The sequence below is a fragment of the Lysinibacillus sp. OF-1 genome (assembly GCF_028356935.1).
GTDB classification, from domain to species: Bacteria; Bacillota; Bacilli; order Bacillales_A; family Planococcaceae; genus Lysinibacillus; species Lysinibacillus fusiformis_D.
This window is the reverse complement of record NZ_CP102798.1, coordinates 2,876,467-2,895,570: the sequence shown is the minus strand read 5'-3', so window position 1 is coordinate 2,895,570 and position 19,104 is coordinate 2,876,467. Positions and strand designations below refer to the sequence as shown.

Here is a 19,104-nt window from a genome sequence, read left to right as displayed (position 1 = left end):
AGATAAAGCGACTTTTCCTAAAAAATAGGTATTAGATATACCTTACATATAAAAAAACTTGTACAAAAAATGTAGGAGTTGAACAGATGTCAGTTGAAATTATTTTTAAAGATGTTGAAAATGAATCCCTTGTACCACGACTAGGCGGATATAGCTTCTTGCCTAAAAATATTGATTGGCCATTAAATCCAAATGGAGATAAATTAACTCTTATATTATGTTTACCAACAAATTTTCTTAACAAAGTTCTAAATTTAAACTTACCAAAAGAACACATCCTATCTGTTTTCACAACATATAAAAGGGATGATTACTTTTTAGATTTAATCACTTTTCATGGAGATAAAGAAGAATTTGAAAATATTAAACAAGGATTTACAAGAGTTTTATTACACAAAGCAAGTGATCTTCGAAATGAATCAAATTTCCTAATTCCGGCTCAAGAGTTCATTTTAGGAGATGAATTGAATTTGGATTTAGATGAAGAAGGTGAAGATTTTGATGACATAGAGTTTTACTGTGGATCGTTAATTGGGGGTAAGCCATCTCTGTTACAACTAGAAAGCTTAGGTTTAAATGATTATCATTTTTGTCTCCAAATATATGGCGGTGATTCTCCAAAAGAATTTCAAAATATTTTTAGCCTGAGTGACTCGATTGGATATTTATTTATAAAGAGAAACTGTAGTGAGAATGACGCAGGTCTTTTTTTTACTCAATGTACTTAATGGCCATTAAAGTACAAGAAGGTAGATCTTAAAGTTATCTTTTTGCGTTCGGGTCTATTTAGATGCATATATTTTAGAAGGTTCAATTAATTGAGAATCCCATAAAAAGTTATTGGCAATATTCTTAATTAAGATACAAAAAAATATGTAAAGAAGACGCCATAAGTTTCTTTTTTACATATGTTTTTCTTTTTATCAATCCCCATTTTGTACAAATTTATATATGAGGGAGTTTTATTGTGAATATACAAATTTTTAAAAAAATTTCGTTGAATGGTAGGGTTTCATTTAGCATTAGCTGTTTAGAAAATACCTTACAGTATTTAGATTATGATGTGAATGAATGGAGAATAATATTAGAATATTTGTGGGATTTCACAAGTATAAAGTATATTGATGATTGGAGTGGTGTTATATCTGAAATAATTCCAGAAAATTTACTGGAGTTTAAATTGTATGAAGAACATGACTTTGAATATTTAGATGAAGAAAACTTTGAATTTCTTTCTAAATTATATCAAAATCTTGATAAGAAAATAGAATTTGTGATGACATCAATTTATTATATTGGTACTAGTCATGCATATACCAAAATAGTTGACTATGGGCAAGATAGTTTGGATGAGTTAGAGATATTAATTAATTATTTGATTGAAAATCATATACCATTACCCGATGTAAATCCTTTTAAGCTATTCTCAATAGGTGAGAATAATGGTTGGGGGAATGCGTTTGTCGGTAGTAAACTATCGAAAATTTTATAATTTATTACAAGTAGTTTGTGACAAACAGTTAAATGCTCTTCTGTTTGTGTCCACACGAAGATAAAAGATATGTTTTTGCTAAAGTCAATTGAGGTATTAGTTTAAACATAAATATTTATGAAAAAATATCAATAGAGTCCACTTTATAGGACAGACGATGGGGGAAGATTCACATCTTCAATTATCGTCTTTTTTGTATTATGTTTGACATAGAAAGGGGAAGTGACATCCGATGGTAGATACAAATTTGAAGGAACGAGTGTTTGCAACATTATATGGTGGAATTATCGGTGATCTAATGGGAGTACCTGTTGAGTTTAAGCAAAGAGGGACTTTCCATGTGCAGGATGTGACCGGGTATGGTACTTACAATCAGCCACCAGGTACTTGGTCTGATGATACTTCTTTAACGTTATGTTTAGTCGAAAATATCATTGAAAAAGCCGATACGAAAACCTTAATGAATAAGTTTGTACGATACATGGAGCAGGGCTATCTTACACCATTTGGAGAAATGTTTGATATAGGCATCACGACTGCTGAAGCCGTTACGAACTATAAAAATGGTGTTTTACCTGAGCATTGTGGAAAAACGGGCGAGTTTGATAATGGCAATGGCACCCTTATGAGGATAGCGCCTATCGTATTTGTGGTGATGAATGAGTTAGATTTTGATAAAAGAAAAGCATGGGTACAACAATATACAGAAATTACGCATGCCCATCCACGTTCAATCGTTGGGTCCATCATTTATATTGAATTGCTATTAAGCTTATATCGAAATAATACGCTAGAAACAGCCTTAAAAGAGGTATATTCATTGCTCCAAAGTCATTTACAGGATGATCTGCGAGCGGAGCTAAATGCATATGCAAGGATTTTTAAGGAAAACTTTTTAAAGATTGCAGAGCGTGATATTAGCTCAAGTGGCTATATTGTCCATTCACTAGAGGCCGCAATCTGGTGTGTAGGTAATTCTACAACGTTTAAAGAGGCTATTCTAAGGGCTGTAAATCTGGGAGAAGATACAGATACCGTTGCAGCCATTACGGGCGCTATTGCGGGTATGTATAAGAATATGGATGAAATTCCACATGAATGGTTAGATAAAATGATTAAGAAAGAAGAGATTGACCACTTAATCATGGCATTTTACGAATTTTGTGCAGCTTAGGTGTAAGCTATTTCAAATGAAAGGATGGTGACGAAATGTACCCACTACATAATAGTGCGGCGGCCAATCCACCTGCTACAGAGCACGAAATTCTACATGTGGAGAAGGGCCTGACTTTCCATCTCCCTCAAGTTTATCGATATGTCTTAAAAGAGATGAATGGTTTATCGTTCACTAACGGCGTGTTAATTTACGGTACAGTAGAATTGCTAGAAAGAAACGAGACTTGGGAAGTAGCAGAATATGCGAAGGGCTATATAGCCATTGGTGATGATGGAGGTGGAATGGTTTTTCTAATGAATAGACAAGGAGAGGATGGTCACGTTTTTGCGGTGGATTGTGGTGTTATGAATCCCCAACTTGCTACGTTAATCACATCCGATTTAAACAAGTGGCTACAAGATGGCTGTCAGTTAGAAACAGTATAGCTATGCAAACTATTAGAAGCTTATTCCTGCTATTGGGAATAGGCTTTTTATTTGATTTTATGTCTATTTTTGGAGAATTTGATTTGAGAAATATAGCAAAATTATTACATATCCTATTAATTTTTTGTATTTTTTAGAAAATTATGTTGAATTATTGGAGGGAGATAGTATAATGAAAATATAGTTACATATATGGTTAATAATTACTTTAATAAAGAACTTATTGGCAAATACTTGTAACTATAATCTTAAAAAAACTAATGAAATGAGGAGATTTTAATGATTAACGTTATTCAATATTTAGAGCAAAATCCGTCGTTGGTAACATTGTTAAAAGAAAAAAAAGCTTCTCTTATTGGTATTTCAGCACTTGAACAAAAGGCAATCTTGGATTCGTTTGATGAAGATATATGTTTAGAAAGCACAATTTGGTATTAAATTTAAATAAAAAAAAATGGTTTTGGCTCACTATAAGTATTTATTTGGTATTAGGTCTATATTTACTAAATGTTACATATAGTGAGCCTGTTTTGAGTTTGAAGGTACAAAAAGCGGATGGACAATGGATTTTAACGGAGCCATATTACAAAGAGTGGGCTGAAAAACAGCAACTTACTACAGGGGATATAATTTTAGAAGTTAATGGTATAAAAATAGACAATATTCAAGATTTAGCGTATGAACCTGTAGTTCGATCTGCTAGAGAATTGACTGTAATGAAAAGTAATGGGACTGTTATAAACTTAAAAATAAAGTTATCTGATATACCTCAACAATTTTATTATGTTTTAATAGTCCCTTTTTGTTATTTTATACTAACTTTGCTTATCACTTTATATTTAAAATATAAACAAAAAAATACGATTCTTATTAATTTGTTAATTCTTTTTATTTTAACAGTTTCATTGGCTTATGTTAGTAGTGGAGCTTCTAGTAGATTAAATATTGTAGGTATTATAATCAACCGTAGCAGCATGTTACTATGTTTAGTGATATTAATGCACTTTTTGAAGATATATTTTGAATTCATAGATATAAAATGGTTGTTTATAAAGCGAATTAGTACTGTTTATGTCATTCCTATTTTTGGTGTATTACTTAGTATTTTCAGTGTTCTGTATCCTTCAACTCATTTTCAAAATTCATATATCATTTTGGGGTTATTTTTCTTCTTATTACTATTAATTCTTGGAATTATAATAGAAGGATATTTCAAATATAGAACTCCACAATTAAAAATACTATTAAGTAGTATCATCATCCCATTTTTGCCTTTTTTATTTCTTTACGCACTACCTGAAATCCTATTTCATAAACAACTATTATCTGCCGATGTATGTTCATTATTTTTAATGCTTATTCCATTTAGCTTCATATTCACACAACTAACTGAACGTATTTTCGATATGGAGTATTTTATTTCTCGATTACGTTATTATTTTAATTTTTCCTTTGGCTTTACAATTTGGTTATTAGCCGGTTTATATTTATTGACCGATCTATCCATTACGCGCATGACGGAGATTTTCTTTTTCGCCTTTCTATCGTTAATGGCTTTGTTTTATATAAAAGAGCGGATTGATTATCGTAAGCGGAAAATTTTATTTTCTACAAAAGGGGATTACATCCACCGTTTGTATACAACCGTCGATAGTATTGGGAGAGTTGTAAAGATTGAGGATTTATTGGAGAAATTTGTGCAGGAGGTTGTGCTCCAGCTTGAAATGGAAAGGGTATATGTTTTAACCTATGATTTTCAAACACATCAAGTGACATTGACGAACAAATCCAAGGAATACACGCAGCACCAGATTGATGAGGTTCTAGTCGAACGATTAGGTTTAGGGGATATTAAAAAAACAGATCATTTCTATATCGCCTTTATTCATCAAGATGCAAATTATAAACGCATTCTTGTTGTGGATCATAATAAATCGATTTATCTGAAGGATGAGGAATTGTTATGGCTCGAATTGCTGCTGCTCTATTTAAATAATTTTATCGAAAATACAAAAATGGTCGAGGAGCTACTAAATCAGTTAAAGCATATGAAAGAGGCTGATAATCGACAGCTGCCATGGCTCAACAAATTACTTTGGCTACGCTTCGAGGAAGAAAAATATCAGCTTGCTCAGGAACTTCATGATACGATTTTACAAGAACAGCTTCATATTGCGAGAGAAATGGGTGTTCTCATGCATACAAAGGAAAAAGAGGAGATCCCCACAAAACTTGTGAAGCTTCATGAACATATGCTTACCTCATTGAATGATTTAAGGGGCTATTGTGAAAATTTAAAGCCTCCACTCTTAGATACATTGGGTTTGAATGCAGCCCTTGAGAAGCTTATACAAAAAATCCATAAACGTGCTGATTTTGTTTTGATCTATACCATTGACCGTCTTTATTTAGAGGATGAGCGTTTGAATTTAATGATTTATCGACTGTTCCAAGAATTATTAAACAATGCTTTAAAGCATTCGTATGCCCATACAGTAGAAATTTATTTATTGGGTACCGAAGAGGGCTTTGAAATATTGTATACCGATGACGGGGTGGGTTGTCATATAGATGATATTTTACTTGCCGATTCTATGGGCATTCAAGGTATGCAAGAGCGAGTTCAGGCTTTTAATGGGAAATTCACCTTAGACAGCAAAGTAGGAGAAGGGATGACCATTCGAATTATCGTAAGTGAAACGAATCATACACACTCTTATACGTATAGTACCCTGAACCGTCCAACTTATATGATTCGTGGATAAGCAAATGAAGCAGAAGCACATAGGCATACTTTTTTCACCTTTTAATCTCTTCGTCGATGCTACGAATGTGGATTAGAAGGCTTTTGTTTTTTCATAACATTTTATACTAGTGAAACGCTCTGATTAGAGATTCTATTATTTGAAGTGTCATTGCTAGTAGGTGGAAAGTATTGCTATAATATGTGATATATACATAATGTAAGGAGCGGATTTTGAATGACTAAGGCAAAATTCTTACTAATGGCAGTAGCCCCAGCAGCTATTATTATGCCTATCGATGCACATGCTGCTTCAGAGCAGGTAACTATTGAAGGAAGTGGTATGGTAGGGACAGAATTAAAGGCTGATATCACCTCCTTACCAAAAGATGCTAATTATCAGTACGAATGGTATTTTGTGAAAGCAGGCGTAGAGGAGCTGCTTTCTTCACAAACTAGCAACGTCTATTTAATACCTTCAGATGCATTAGGAAAATCCATTATTGTTAAGGTTACAGATGACCGTGGGAAAATGTATGAAAGTAAAAAAATCGTTGTTAAAGGAACTCTTTTGACTGAAGGCAATGATTATGTGAATGGTAAGTTAGTCGCTAAAATTGAAGGTTTATCAAGTAACACAAATAAACCGACTGTATTTACAAATTTTCAATGGTATGTCCTAGAAGATAATAAGGCGAAACCCATTGCAAATGAAACGAAATTAGAGCTCGTTATACCACCTTTAGCTGCTGATAAACTGATCTTTATGGAGGCCAAAACAGAAGATGGATTGGTGTATGTAAGTCCGAATAAAAAGATTCAGAAGCTGAATTTAAGTATAGAAGCAATTGAATTTGAAGGCTTCACAGGTGGAGATTTTGTCGTGCCTGGAGATACGCTTAAAGTGAAAATCCCTGTCGTTACAACAGAAACGGATACTTCACAAAAAATCACGTTAGAGTCGAAACAAATTTCGTTTACCTATCAATGGCTATATAAGGTAGGAAGTAGTTATTCTATCATCCCCAATGCCTCCACTCCTTCCTATATGATTCCTAAAGATACACAGGATTCAGCAATGAAGGATATTGTGGTGAAGGTTACTGCAAAAGTGGGAGATCAAGTGATTTCTGGTATTGCCGTAACGCCAATCCGTATTTCAGACAATCACATAAAAGCTATTGAAAAACAAATTGCCACGTTGCTCACAATGGATACCCAAAAACGTGTTATCTATAGAGAAGATATAAAGTCAGTTCTATCTCAGATAGACAATCAATATCAAAAATTAACACCAGCAGCAAAGGCACAGGTGACAAACTACTCGATATTGCAGCGTGCTGTAGCTGATATTGCCAAAGTAGAGCGTCTTGCAGCGCAAATAAAAGCATTAGATGGAAAGAGTAGCCTCCAACAGCTTCAACAACTAAAGGCTGAATATGATCAACTGGATTATTTACAACGAAGCTTAGATGCTGGTAATATTTATCAGCAAATAGTAGATTTATTGCTGAAAAATCCAGATAGTCAAAAGGAGCTTGCAAAGCTTGGTGAAATCAATAGACTGATTACAGAGTTATTGGGAGACGGTATGGATCCGATCCCACAATACGCTTCAGAAACAACGAATGTCTTAGCGGAAAAAATAGCAGATATAGATGCTAAAATTAATGCCCTTTTACCGGAGTATAAAACGGTTGTGCAAAATCAAGCCATTTTAACAATGGCAAAAGCAGATTTAAAAAGTGCACAAAAATTTGAAAAGCTATTTGATAAATTGCAAGGACAGACGCCTAAACAAAAGGTAGCAACAGCTAAAAGCATTCGGTCAGCCTATTTGAAGCTGAACTTACGTCAGCAAGGATTGGTAGAATATAAGCTACCCCTTCTAGTGGAAGCTGAAAACGCAGAACGTACGACAATCGAAGAGCTGGAGCAATTGCTAGCCGAGGTGAAAGGGGCAGCAGGATTAGCGAATGAATGGGAAACACTTAAATCGAAAGTTAATACCATCATCTCACTGCAAAAAAGTTTAAAGTCCTATAATGATATGGCGACAAAAAACGAAATGCTTCAAATGCAAAAGGATTTAAAGGCAGCTGAAAAAGTCATTATCCAAATAGAAAAATATAAGGCGCTATTGAAACCTGAAACGAAATTTAACAAAATACAGTCGGCCTTTCATTCTGCATTAAAAGCGTATAATAAATTAACTATATCTCAGCAAAAATATGTTTATAATGCTACTCTTTTGAATGAAATTCCTACGAATAATGAGATTCCTGGTGAGACAAGTAACGATGCAACTGTAGGTAAGAAATTCAGTGATGACATTAAAAATGCTCTTAACGATTCATCTGACTTCGAAAGCTATGCTAGAGCTGTGGACGAATTAGTCAATAAATATAAAGAGTTGCCTAAAGGCGTAAAGAAATATGTGATAAATTATGCAGACTTAAAAGCTGCCGAAGCCAATGTGAGAGCGGTCCGATCCTTTGATAAGAAGGTCAATGAGGCATTATCTGTAGCAGATTCCACTAAACAATATTCGAAGCTACAGACTGTTCAAAAAGCATACAGCAAATTAAATGCCATTCAGCAAGAATTAGCTCAACCTCTTTATGTAAAAATCAGCAATAAAATCGAAGAATATACAGGGAGTTATAACGACTTAAATAAGGAACTTGTGGATGCAAATGGCTATATTTTTTCGCTTACTGAAGTAAAGGGTATGATTAACAAATACAACGCTCTTTCCTCTGCTGAGAAAAAACTGATTACCAATGCTCAAGAGATGAAACAAGCAATAAGTGATGTCAAAGCTGTAGAGTCCTTTATACAAAAATTCCAGACGAATCTAGAAAAAAATCCATCGACGATTATGAAAGATTTTCGAAAGCTCACAACGCTGCAGATTGGTTTATTAGAGGGCTATGAGATCGAGATGAATGGACAGTTAACGAGTTTATTGGAAGAGATTCTTAAGATGGAAACAAGTGAGCAAACAGCCAATGATGTCGTATTAAAGATCATTGATTCAATCAATGAATTGCAAGTAGATGGATATTATGTGTCCGACTTAGAAAATCGATTGATCGCTATAAAGGACAACTATAATAGCTTAACAGCTATGCAACAAAAACTTGTCAAAAATTATAGCAAGCTTACACAGGCTGAAAGTGATCTACAAAAAGTGAGAGAAGTAAAATTACTTGAGGGTGATGAGCAAGCATGGCAAAAGGCATATAATAAATTATCCAAGAAATTAGAACAGCTATATGAATCGATAACGCTATAATAAACCGAAATCTAGCAGAGCATCGCTGCTAGATTTTTTATTATTTAGTCAAAATATTATTATTGTTTTAATATTAATTCAGGAGAAAATACACTTTTTAGAATTCTTTCTGCAGAACAAAGGAAATTATGGCTTTATGGTCGATATAATTCATTAGATGGATAGAGGAGGTTAATCGATTTGAATAAGAAATTATTTTTAACAGCAGCAGCTATTCCTGTAGCACTTATTGTACCAACCGTAGCAGATGCAGCAGAAACGGTTATCATTACTGGACAAAATATTGTCAATGAAACATTAACAGTTGATAAATTGCCAGAAAATACAGTAGTTAATGCTTATCAATGGTATTATTTAGAGAAAATTGAAGGTGAAGATGGTTCAAAAAATACGACGAATAAGCCAATTTCAGGTGCTACATCGTCTACTTTAAAAGTACCGGTTGAAGCGGCTGGAAAATCAATTTTCGTGGAGGCTACTACAACTGATGGTAAAAAGTTTCAAAGTGAAACACGTAAGATTAATCAATTAGATCTTGAGATAACAGCTCCAACGCTGGAGGGCTATTCCGCTTCTGATTTTGTTGCACCTGGGGAAACCGTTAAAGTGGCAGGTGTTACTGTAACGGATAAAGCAGGCGCGAAATTACAGAGTGGCCAAATTACATATAGTTATCAATGGTTTTATAAACTTGGTGATAGTTCCTTTACCATTATTGAGGGAGCCGCTGGTGGCACATATACAATACCAAAGGATGCCATTGAAAAGGGCATCAAAGATATTATTGTCAAAGTAAAAGCACAGGTAGGTACTGCGTTTGTGGAGTCAGATTTCTCTACCGCTATTACTGTATCTAAAGAACCAACGGATACGTTAATGAATGATATTAAGGCCTTACTGGTGCATGATAATCAATACAATCTATCGAGCCTAGAATCATTTAAGGGACAGCTAACAGCATTAGAAAGTAAATATCAAGCCTTATCAGTACCAGCTAAAGCAAATGTGTCCAATTATGAAGTCCTAAAGAGAGCACTTGCTGATGTGGAACTAGTCAGTAAATTAGAAGAAAAAGTCGATAAAATAAAGGACGTTAATGAAAAAGACAGACCTAAATATATTCAAGAAATTGAAGAGGCATATAATAAGCTCGATCAGTTACAACGTAGCTTAGATGTGAATGATACCCTATATACAAACATTAAAGATCTTTTAAATGAGCCAAATGACCTTGAGGAAATAACAGAAGTACGAAGACTAAATCAAGCAATTGTTCATTTACTATCCTACGAGAATTCTCTCGCGCAATATGTACCTTCAGATAAGGATGCCCTACAAACGCTAGTTACTAGCATTGAAGCGGATATCGCAAAGCTATCCCAAAATTACCGAGGCGCTATTCAAAATCAGACTATTTTAACGGAAGCTAAAGCGGATATTAAAAAGGTTGAGCAATTTATTAAGTCATTTGATAAATTATCACCAAACAATACGCCGAATAAGCAAGTTACGGCTGCCAAGTCCATTCGTTCTGCCTATGAAAAATTAACATATAAGCAATTAAAATTAGTATCAGATACGTATTTGCAGCGTTTAACGGTTGCAGAAAGTGCTGAAGAAAGTCAAATTGCTGCACTAAATCATGATATAGACAGCTATATTGGAGATGATATCTATCCAATCAATCCATCGGCTAGTTCATGGCAAAGTCATGTCAATAATGTTAATCGAATGATTAAAGAATATAAGAGCTTAACGAAAGCGTCAGCAGCACAAATTATTGGATATGATGATCTTGTCACGCTACAAAAGGATTTGAAAACGGCTGAAAAAGTAATAAAAGATATGGACGCTTATCAGAAGTTGATGGGCATAACAGGTGTTAAGGAAAGTAAATTGACTTCAAGTTATTCCAGTGCGTTAAAAGCTTATAATAAGCTGACGACATTACAACAGTCTCTTGTATATAATGCAGATGATTTTTTACTGAATACGCCAAAAGTTTCGATTGATGACAATGGTAAAGTGCCTGCTGATAAGGCAGCAGCTGAGGCTTTAAAGGCGAATATCGCGAAATTGGCAAATGTTACTACATTTACATTTAAACAATTAGAATCTGCTGTTGATACAGCATCAGAATCCTATAAAGCACTATCTTCTGGTGGAAGAAAATACGTGACGAATTATTACTTATTAACAGCGGCGAAGAAGGATATTTCAGGTGTAAAATCATTCCATAAAAAAGTACAGACAGCTAGAGAAGAAACAGATGCTGCGAAACAAGCTAAAAAAATTGAAACGGTGCAAAAGGCTTATGCAAAATTACCTGCAAATCAGCAGCATTTAGCAAAAGAACAGTATGAAGCTTTATTAAATAATCAAATTATCGATGAAAATGCACCGAATATCACACAGCTAAATAATGAAATTGCAACAATCGTTTCAAATGATCTCTATACCGTTTCAATGGAAAAAATTCAAAATCTTTCTACACAATATAGTAGCCTTAGCTCAAGTGATAAAAAGCTGATTACGAATTATGATATTTTAAAAGCTGCAATAGCTGATGTGAAAAAAGTAGAATCCTTTATGAAGACCTATGAAAAATCGTTTAGTAGTAATCCGAGCACAGTCATTAAGGCATTTGAAAAGCTAACGTCTAAACAAGTGAGTCTTATTGATGCGGCGACTAGACAATTAATTATGGAGAAGCAACAAGGTCAGCAACAAACGAATGAAAATGCTTTAATGTTAATTGAATCCATAAATTCTCTACTTGTAAAAGGCGAGTATGTGGATGGTTTAGAGGACAAAGTGAAAGAAATTCGTGCCAAGTATGATGAATTAAGTGCTACTGATAAGAAAATTGTTAAAAATTATTCGAAGCTAACTCAGGCTGAAAATGATTTGAAAAAGGTAGCAGAAGTCCATGCTTTATACAAAGCAGATGGCGATGATGCGGCTCGGAAGGCATGGCAAACTGCCTATGGTAAGCTTTCCAAAAAATTAGAATTACTTTATACAAAAATGTATCCAACTGAAAAATAATTTTTATTCAAAGATGGCCCCGACCTATTTTCGGGGCTTTTCTTTATACAGGAAGCCATTTTTATTTGTCTTGTCATTTAATTGTCCGCTATACTATGTACAACAGAGAAAGAAAATTTTTACATAACGATTGCAGTTGCACAAAGAAGGTAGGAACGAAAGATGTATAAAATAGGTGTTGTTGGTCCCGTTAAATCCGTTGAAAGAATTATTGCATTAGCACGGGAAATTGAACAGGATATGGAATTTATTCCGTATGTTTATGAAGTAGCAACTGAAACAAAGCATCTAGTAGAGAAACATAATCAGGACGTGGATTTCTGGCTATTTTCTGGCTATATCCCTTATAAGCTTGCTCGTCAAACGAATGTTTCTCAGGAGAAATTGGCTCATATTATTTTTTCAGAGGCTGCCATTTATCGTGGATTTTTAGAGCAGTCCTATCAACAAAAAAAGTTTATTGAAAATGTTAGTATCGATATCATCCCATCCCCTTCTCAAATGGCGTCAGAGAGTCTCGCGGAGATTCAGCACAATGTAAATCACATGTATTTAAAGGAATTCGATGTGGCCATTGATCCGCAGGAGTTATTTAATTTCCACTATAGTCTCTGGCAGGAAGGAAAGATTGATTTTGCCATTACTTGCTATCCTTCTGTTGATGAAGAGCTGAGGAAACAGGGTGTTCCATCTTATTGGGTTTCACCGACGAAAACGGAAATTTATCATACCGTTCAGCTTTTTACTGAAAAAATCAAAACATCCTACTATAAAGAAACACAAATTGGTGCAGTTATGCTTGAAATAAAGGACTTCGATTCATTGAAAGAGCGCATGAAGCAAGGTTATCGCATTCAATATTTAGAATTGCGCACGAAGGAATATTTGCTCCAGCTTTGTGAACAGATAGATGGCTCTCTTATTGAAGAGGGAAATGGAAAGTATACTATTTTTAGTACAAGGGGAGCCATCGAAGGACAAATAAAATTTTTACAAGAAAAAATGTACCAGCTGTCGATCGAAATGGAAGCAAAGGTGACAGCAGGCATTGGCTTTGCTCAAACGGTATTTAATGCCGAGTTACATGCACATCGAGGACTAAGACAGACAAAGGAAAATGAAGCGATTGATATTGTCATGATTCAGGATGATGGCACGATTATTGAATCGGTTGGGAATGTAGAAGAGCTTGCTTATTCCTATCGAGCAGAAGATCCTTATATTTTAGAAAAACTAAAAAAGGGTAATATTAGTATTAAAACGTATATGAAAATAAATGCACTCGTGCAGAAAATGCACTGGAAGCATTTCACAACAAAGGATTTAGCGACACAGCTTCAAATGAGCGAAAGAAATGCCCAACGGATCGTAGCTGATTTATGTAATGTAGATTTAGCGAGAATCTGTGGAGAAGAGTTACAGCATACACGTGGTAGACCAATAAAAATGTATCAGCTTGTTTAGAATCTTGCAAAAATGTCCCAAACCATTAAATGGTTTGGGGCTTTTTTTTGCTATTTTTAGAATTAGGCATTTTTTGAGCAACCCAGCTACATCAACGAATTGTACACCTTTTTAGTAAATCAAAGACGATTATCTATTAGAAATTTTCAAAAAAATATTGTCATTTCATAGAACTTTGATTATTATACGAATATATAACGAAAATGTCGGTATATAAAAGGGGTGTTGATTTTACTAGTTATGGCAAGGGGGCAAAGATCATCAAGAACAATAAGAGCAATGAAGCAAACATTGCAATCAAGAAAATGTTTCTGATCAATGGGAGGGATATGAATGACAGCAAATGAAGTAACGAAAAAATCTAGAAATGTCATCCTTGCACTATTATTTTTAGGTTGGTCTTTAGGTAATTTAGATCGCTACATTATGAACTATGCAGTTGTATCGATTACGGGTGATTTGCAACTGGATGCATCTTCTACGGGTATCATTTTAAGCGCTTTCTTTTTAGGCTATGCCATTATGCAAATACCAGGTGGCTGGCTGGCAGATAAATTTGGCGCTAAAAGAATTTTATTGATGGCTGTTATTATGTGGTCTATTTTTACGGGTCTAACAGCGATTGCTTGGTCATTAACAGCGATGATTGTGATTCGATTTTTATTTGGGATTGGCGAGGGTGGATTTCAGCCAGCAAGCTCTAAAATTATTGCCACAATCTTCCCAAAAGAGGAAAGAGGCAGAGCGATGTCCATCATGCTTACTTCTGGTGGCATTGTTTCACTCATCGTGCCGCTGCTAGCAGCTTATTTATTAGGGACGATTGGCTGGCGCATGATGTTTATCATTATTGGAGCTATTGGCGCTATTATTGCCTTTTTATATTGGAAATATATTAAACTTCCACAAAACGAAGCAGAAGATGCTAGTACAGAAAATTCTGCACACAAAGTGAGCTTTAAAGAACTATTGAAAACACCGTTGATGTGGAATTTAATTATTGCTTATTTCTGTATTTATGCCGTGAACTGGGGCTTGGTTTCCTGGATCCCGACTTATCTGCAAAAAAATCGCGGATTGGATCTAATGTCCATTGGCTGGGCACAAACAATTCCTGCCATTACAACGATTATTGGTGTGTACGGTAGTGGATATATCATTGATAAGCTACCAAAAGGAATGGAGAAAGTGTTAGGCTCCATCTCCTGTGCAGTTATTGGTCTTTTATTGTATTTAATGTTTACTGCAAAAACAGTGACGTTATTTATTGGTTATCAAACAGTTGTTTCTATCTTTATTGCGTTTGTCATTACATTACTACCTGTTATTGTACTGAAGAAATTACCCTCTTCTATTACAGGCTCGGCAATGGGGATTGCGAATACAGGGGGGCAATTAGCGGGCTTTGTCACGCCAATGGCGATTGGATTTATGGTCGATGCCTTTAATGGCTCCTTTGATGCAGCCTTTTGGATGTTAATTGGCTTTGCGCTTATCTGTATTGTGTCGCTTGTCACCCTAAATGACCAAAAAGGAATATTGTTGAAAGCATAAAAATTGGAGGGATAAAAATGAGTTTTCATGAAAAAATTTCTGCGTTAATTGAAGCCAAACAAGAGGCAAGTGTAGCATTAAGTGATGCTATTTGGGCTGTGCCTGAGCTTCATTTTCAAGAGAAAAAATCCATGCAATATATGAAAGAGGCGTTAGAGAAAGAGGGCTTTCAAACAGAGGTTGGCGTTGCTGGACTTGAAACGGCGCTTGTTGGGACTTTTGGTTGTGGAAAGCCTGTAATTGCCTTTTTAGGTGAATATGATGCACTTCCCGGTTTGAGTCAAAAAGGTGGGGCGACACAACATGAACCTCTTGAGAATGGTGGAAGCGGACATGGCTGTGGTCATAATTTATTAGGAACAGGTGCATTTGCAGCTGCTGTTGCAGTGAAGGATTACTTAGAGCAAAATCATCAATCAGCAACAATCCGTTTTTATGGCTGTCCTGCAGAGGAAAATGGATCTGGTAAAGCTTATATGGCGAAAGCTGGTCTTTTTGACGATGTGGATATTGCAATCTCTTGGCATCCAGGTACATTTTCAACGGTTATGACTTGTAGCTCTCTAGCAAACTATGCCGCAACTTTTAAGTTTACAGGCAAAAGTGCACATGCAGCAGCCGCACCGCACCTTGGAAGAAGCGCTTTAGATGCTGTTGAGCTTATGAATGTTGGGGTAAATTATTTACGAGAGCATATCATTCCAGAAGCTCGTGTCCATTACGCTATTACGAATTCAGGTGGAACTTCACCAAATGTAGTCCAACCATATGCAGAGGTAACGTACCTGATTAGAGCACCTAAAAAGCAGCAAGTGCAGGAAATTTATCAGCGCGTTGAAAATATTGCTAAGGGTGCTACATTGATGACAGGTACTTCAGTTGAAGTTGATTTTGAAGGTGCTGCTTCAAATCTGATTACAAATAAAACGCTTTATGATGTGATGTATCAACAAATACTTGAAATTGGCATGCCACACTATACAATAGAGGATGAGCAGTATGCACAGGCTATTTTCAATACGTTTACTCCTGAAGTACAAGCCGCCTCATTAATAGGCTTGCGTAAAGAAGACGTCAAACAATTACAGGGAAAAGTGATTGCTGATCACGTTCCAGGCATGCTACCCGAATTTATTATGGGTGGCTCAACAGATGTAGGAGATGTCAGCTGGAATGTACCAACTGTACAATGTACAACGGTATGTATGGCATTAGGAACACCACTACATACATGGCAGGTTGTCTCTCAAGGAGTTATGCCAATCGCGCATAAAGGGATGCTACAGGCGGCTAAAATCATGGCTTGTACGGCTATTGCGGTGCTTAATAATCCAGCCTATATCGAGGAAGCGAAAAAGGAATGGCAGGAACGTCTTGATGGAGAAACATATGTATCATTAATTCCAGAGGGAACACAGCCTCCTAAGCTATAAAAGGCTAGCGACATTGGATGGAGTCTTCATAGGAGAACTATGAAGGCTCTGTTTTTGCCTCATTTTTGAAAGGAGAACACAAACATGTCAATACAACCACATCAGCAGGATCACCTTATGGCACAATGGGTATCGCAGTTTCGCACTGCTGCTAAAGAAGGTCAATGTGCTAGCTATATCCCTGCTTTAGCCAAAAAAGATCCGAACCAATTAGCGATTGCGATAATCGGTTCAAATGGCAGCGAAATCAAAGCAGGAGATACTACAGAACTATTTACACTTCAAAGTGTTTCTAAAGTGATCACATTTATATTAGCCTGTATGGATCGAGGTTTACCTTATGTACTAGAAAGAGTAGATGTGGAACCAACAGGGGATACGTTCAACTCTATTATTCGCTTAGAAAGCCATCAACCAGGGAAACCGTTTAATCCAATGATAAACGCAGGGGCCATTACGGTGTCCTCGATGCTGGCTGGTCATTCACCGCAAGAAAAGGTCATAAAAATTCTACAATTTTTAGAACAAATCATTGGCAAGCAATTAAGTATTAATGAAGAGGTATTTCAATCAGAATGGCAAACCGCCAATCGTAATCGAGCATTGGCCTACTATTTAATGGATTCAGGCTTCCTAGATTGTCCAGTAGAGGCGGCACTTGAGGTGTATTTGAAGCAATGTGCAATTGAAGTCAATGTATCAGATTTAGCGATGATTGGCTTAGTCATTGCCAATGATGGCTACCATCCATTGTTAAAGAAACAGCTATTTCCTAAACAAGTGGCGAAATTAGCGAAGGCCTTGATGGTGACATGCGGTATGTACAATGCTTCAGGGAAGTTTGCAGCCTTTATTGGCCTGCCTGCTAAAAGTGGTGTTTCCGGTGCGATTCTTACAGCTGTTCCAGGTCATGCAGGCTTGAATTCCCCATTTCCTACTGGCTGTGGTATCGGTATTTATGGTCCAGCAATCGATCCAATAGGAAACAGTGTGGCTGGTGTGCAGTTACTAAAGCATTTAGCGACAGAATGGGATATGACTATTTTTTAATGCGTGAAGATGACTTCAGCACTTAGGCTGAGGTCATCTTTTTTTCATATTATAAAGAATGAATAAGGCGATAAACCAAATTGGTGTTAATAGTAGAGCTGTACGTGTAGCCTCAGAAATAAACATTATAAGTAAGAGAAAGGCAAAGAATGCTAGAATTACATAGTTGATAAAAGGTGTCAGTGGTGCTTTAAATTTCGATGCTTCATGTAAGGCACGGTTTTTTCGTTGATAAATAATGTGAGAAATAACGATAATGCTCCACACCCAAATAAAACAAATCGCACTAATCGTCGTCACAATACTAAAGGCATTTTCTGGCATCAGCTTACTTAGCAATGCACCTACTGATACAACAATAGCAGAAATAACGAGTGCATTACTTGGCACGCTGTTTTTGTTGAGCTTGGCAAATGTAGGTGATGCTTGTTTATTTTTTCCAAGATTAAAGAGCATCCGACTTGTTGAAAATAAACCACTGTTACCTGCTGAAGCGGCTGAAGTGAGTACAACAAAGTTTATAATACCCGCAGCAATCGGAATACCAGCCAGTGTAAATACTTGTACAAAAGGACTGCTTGAGGCAGACATTTCATACCATGGATTGATGCATAAAATCACAAACAATGCACCTACATAAAAGAGTAAAATACGAAATGGAATTTTATTAATGGCAGAGGGAATATTTTTTTGAGGATCTGCTGTCTCAGCTGCTGAAACCCCCACTAATTCCACGCCAACAAAAGCAAACACAACCATTTGGAAAGCCATTAAAAAGCCGTACATTCCATTTGGAAATAGACCACCGTGTGCCCAAAGATTTTCCACTGCTACCGTTCCTGAGCTAGTTTGAAAGCCTGTTACAATCATAATCAGTCCGATGAGGATAAGAACCACAATCGTAATCACTTTAATGATGGCAAACCAAAATTCCAATTCACCAAAAAGTTTAACGGTTAATAAATTGAGTAGTAATAACAAGATTAAGCAACCAATGGCTGGCATCCATTGGGGGATATCAAACCAATATTGTGTATAAACCCCCACCGCGATAATGTCCGCCATGGCTGTCATAATCCAACAGAACCAATATGTCCAACCTGTCACATAACCTGCCCAAGGACCTATGTATTCGGATGCAAAATCCGTAAATGATGTATAGCCTGCATTGGATAATAGCAGCTCACCTAATGCACGCATCACAAAAAATAAGGCGGTACCGACAATTAAGTAGGCAAGGATGATAGAAGGGCCTGCAAGGGCAATGGCTTTGCCAGAGCCTAAAAATAAACCCGTCCCAATTGTTCCACCAATGGCAATAAGCTGCACATGGCGATTTTTTAAATCTCGTTTTAATTGTTGCTGTTCCACGTTAATCCCCCTCAAAGATACATAAAAAACTATGACTGGAAAAACAAAA

At 36.0% G+C, this 19,104-nt stretch carries 13 protein-coding genes; 12 read left to right on the top strand and 1 reads right to left on the bottom strand.

Going from position 1 to position 19,104, the window contains the following annotated elements:
• Positions 1 to 86 precede the first annotated feature (86 nt).
• The 12 genes from NV349_RS14030 to NV349_RS13975 all read left to right on the top strand — a co-directional run bounded on the left by NV349_RS14030 (position 87) and on the right by NV349_RS13975 (position 17,684).
• The gene (locus NV349_RS14030) at positions 87 to 728 is read left to right on the top strand and encodes a DUF1963 domain-containing protein (protein ID WP_271910286.1); all 642 of its coding nucleotides are present in this window, start codon (positions 87 to 89) and stop codon (positions 726 to 728) included.
• Between the two features lie 239 nt (positions 729 to 967).
• Positions 968 to 1,492 carry a hypothetical protein gene (locus tag NV349_RS14025; RefSeq protein ID WP_271910285.1) on the top strand — a complete coding sequence of 175 codons (525 nt, stop codon included), beginning with the start codon at positions 968 to 970 and terminating at the stop codon, positions 1,490 to 1,492.
• A 232-nt stretch (positions 1,493 to 1,724) separates the two neighbouring features.
• Complete coding sequence (locus tag NV349_RS14020; RefSeq protein WP_271910284.1) at positions 1,725 to 2,666, top strand: ADP-ribosylglycohydrolase family protein; 942 nt, start codon at positions 1,725 to 1,727, stop codon at positions 2,664 to 2,666.
• 35 nt (positions 2,667 to 2,701) lie between these two features.
• The gene (locus NV349_RS14015) at positions 2,702 to 3,094 is read left to right on the top strand and encodes an SMI1/KNR4 family protein (protein WP_089934573.1); all 393 of its coding nucleotides are present in this window, start codon (positions 2,702 to 2,704) and stop codon (positions 3,092 to 3,094) included.
• A gap of 279 nt (positions 3,095 to 3,373) precedes the next feature.
• Positions 3,374 to 3,532, top strand: a complete 159-nt coding sequence (gene comX, locus NV349_RS14010) for a competence pheromone ComX (RefSeq protein WP_036125665.1) — start codon at positions 3,374 to 3,376, stop codon at positions 3,530 to 3,532.
• A complete protein-coding gene (locus NV349_RS14005) occupies positions 3,505 to 5,859 on the top strand; it encodes an ATP-binding protein (protein WP_271910281.1) in 2,355 nt (784 codons plus the stop codon). Before comX ends, NV349_RS14005 begins: the two co-directional genes overlap by 28 nt.
• Before the next feature lie 216 nt (positions 5,860 to 6,075).
• Entirely contained in the window at positions 6,076 to 9,135 is a 3,060-nt protein-coding gene (locus NV349_RS14000; protein ID WP_271910279.1) for a coiled-coil domain-containing protein, read from the top strand.
• Between the two features lie 180 nt (positions 9,136 to 9,315).
• Positions 9,316 to 12,183, top strand: coding sequence for a hypothetical protein (locus NV349_RS13995; RefSeq protein WP_271910277.1), 2,868 nt, complete (start codon positions 9,316 to 9,318; stop codon positions 12,181 to 12,183).
• A 162-nt stretch (positions 12,184 to 12,345) separates the two neighbouring features.
• Positions 12,346 to 13,647 carry a hypothetical protein gene (locus NV349_RS13990; protein ID WP_036122937.1) on the top strand — a complete coding sequence of 434 codons (1,302 nt, stop codon included), beginning with the start codon at positions 12,346 to 12,348 and terminating at the stop codon, positions 13,645 to 13,647.
• Positions 13,648 to 13,980: 333 nt separating this feature from the next.
• Positions 13,981 to 15,201 (top strand): MFS transporter, encoded by a 1,221-nt coding sequence (locus NV349_RS13985; RefSeq protein ID WP_271910275.1) that lies wholly within the window; start codon positions 13,981 to 13,983, stop codon positions 15,199 to 15,201.
• A gap of 17 nt (positions 15,202 to 15,218) precedes the next feature.
• A complete protein-coding gene (locus tag NV349_RS13980) occupies positions 15,219 to 16,634 on the top strand; it encodes a M20 family metallopeptidase (RefSeq protein ID WP_089934562.1) in 1,416 nt (471 codons plus the stop codon).
• 84 nt (positions 16,635 to 16,718) lie between these two features.
• A complete protein-coding gene (locus NV349_RS13975; RefSeq protein ID WP_271910273.1) occupies positions 16,719 to 17,684 on the top strand; it encodes a glutaminase in 966 nt (321 codons plus the stop codon).
• 33 nt (positions 17,685 to 17,717) lie between these two features.
• On the opposite strand, the gene NV349_RS13970 is transcribed toward NV349_RS13975, so the two are convergent.
• A complete protein-coding gene (locus NV349_RS13970) occupies positions 17,718 to 19,055 on the bottom strand; it encodes an amino acid permease (protein WP_271910271.1) in 1,338 nt (445 codons plus the stop codon).
• Positions 19,056 to 19,104: the final 49 nt, after the last annotated feature.

What these genes read in the sequence shown, in the direction of transcription:
- NV349_RS14030 (WP_271910286.1), top strand. Translation starts at nt 87, where the DNA reads ATGTCAGTTGAAATTATTTTTAAAGATGTTGAAAATGAATCCCTTGTA.
- NV349_RS14020 (WP_271910284.1), top strand. Translation starts at nt 1,725, where the DNA reads ATGGTAGATACAAATTTGAAGGAACGAGTGTTTGCAACATTATATGGT.
- NV349_RS14015 (WP_089934573.1), top strand. Translation starts at nt 2,702, where the DNA reads ATGTACCCACTACATAATAGTGCGGCGGCCAATCCACCTGCTACAGAG.
- comX (WP_036125665.1), top strand. Translation starts at nt 3,374, where the DNA reads ATGATTAACGTTATTCAATATTTAGAGCAAAATCCGTCGTTGGTAACA.
- NV349_RS14005 (WP_271910281.1), top strand. Translation starts at nt 3,505, where the DNA reads ATGTTTAGAAAGCACAATTTGGTATTAAATTTAAATAAAAAAAAATGG.
- NV349_RS14000 (WP_271910279.1), top strand. Translation starts at nt 6,076, where the DNA reads ATGACTAAGGCAAAATTCTTACTAATGGCAGTAGCCCCAGCAGCTATT.
- NV349_RS13990 (WP_036122937.1), top strand. Translation starts at nt 12,346, where the DNA reads ATGTATAAAATAGGTGTTGTTGGTCCCGTTAAATCCGTTGAAAGAATT.
- NV349_RS13985 (WP_271910275.1), top strand. Translation starts at nt 13,981, where the DNA reads ATGACAGCAAATGAAGTAACGAAAAAATCTAGAAATGTCATCCTTGCA.
- NV349_RS13980 (WP_089934562.1), top strand. Translation starts at nt 15,219, where the DNA reads ATGAGTTTTCATGAAAAAATTTCTGCGTTAATTGAAGCCAAACAAGAG.
- NV349_RS13975 (WP_271910273.1), top strand. Translation starts at nt 16,719, where the DNA reads ATGTCAATACAACCACATCAGCAGGATCACCTTATGGCACAATGGGTA.